At 33.6% G+C, this 1173-nt stretch carries 1 protein-coding gene; it reads right to left on the reverse strand.

Annotation, left to right across the window (positions count from 1 at the left end; translation table 11 throughout):
* Positions 1-35: 35 nt before the first annotated feature.
* A protein-coding gene (locus CDO51_RS13005; RefSeq protein WP_420811503.1) for an IS3 family transposase occupies positions 36-1171 on the reverse strand; the annotation gives its coding sequence in 2 pieces (ribosomal slippage) (positions 36-937 and positions 937-1171; 1137 coding nt in all).
* Between the last annotated feature and the right edge of the window lie 2 nt (positions 1172-1173).

Raw genomic sequence — 1173 nt, forward strand, 5'->3', positions numbered from 1 at the left:
TTGAGTCAATATTTTGGACACAAAAAAGTTAAGTTTTAAGCAGATTGTTTTGATAAGTCCTCAAAAGCTTGAGGAGTTAAGAAACCTAAACTTCCATGTATTCTTTTTCTGTTGTACCAGCCTTCAATAAACTTGAAAATGGCAACTTTGGCAGAATCAAAATCTAGGTATCTTACATGGTTAACTTCTTCTTTTTTAAGGGTAGCATGAAAAGATTCAATGTGTGCATTGTCATAAGGACAGCCTTTACGACTAAAGGACTGTATGATTCCTTTGGTTTTTGTGAATTGCTTAAATTCGTCACTAGTGTATTGTGTACCTAGATCGCTATGAAGGATAAGACCTTTACCCGGCTTTTGAGTTTCATAAGCGTTCTTCAAAGCTTTAATCACAAGGTCAGTTGTCATGTTTTTGCTGATGGAGTAACCAATGATTTTATGAGTATGTAAGTCCATTACCGAACCTAAATAGCACCAAGAATCTTTTATTGTTTTAATGTATGTAATATCAGTCACCCATTTTTCATTAATAGTTTTGGTAGAAAAGTCTTGTTTTAAGATATTTTCTCGTTCAACTACTTTTTGTTTATTAGGGTAAGGCTTGAATTTTTTTCTGACAATTGACCGGATACCAGCTTTTTTCATTATTCTCTGAACGCGTTTTAGGCTTACTTTATAACCTTTTATTTTTAAGATGGCGTGGATCTTAGGTGCACCATAGCGTTTGTTACTATCATTATGGATTTTAATAATCTCTTCTGTAAGTTTCCTGTTTTCTTTATCACGATTAGACTCAACGTGATTTGATTTATGATAGTAAGTACTCTTAGAAACTCCTAAAGCATCACACATGGTTGTAATCGAGTGATCATCTTTATGTTCTTCTATAAATTCAATAAGCTCTGAATCATCTACTTTTTCGCGAATATGGCCATAGCCTTTTTTAAGATTTCGTTCTCCTGTTTGATGCGTTGCATTTCTTTTTTCATTTCATCTATATCTTTAGGAGTAACTTCGTCATCTCCTGATTGAATAGGGGTTAACTGCTTGATCCATTTATAAATAGTAACTTCCGTTACGCCATATTCGCTCGACAGGTCCTTTACAGAAGTACCTGAGTGATACAAATCTACAACTGTTTTTTTGAAATCGTCACTATAGTTTTTACCCATTA

Source organism: Natranaerobius trueperi (assembly GCF_002216005.1).
Classification (GTDB): domain Bacteria; phylum Bacillota; class Natranaerobiia; order Natranaerobiales; family Natranaerobiaceae; genus Natranaerobius_A; species Natranaerobius_A trueperi.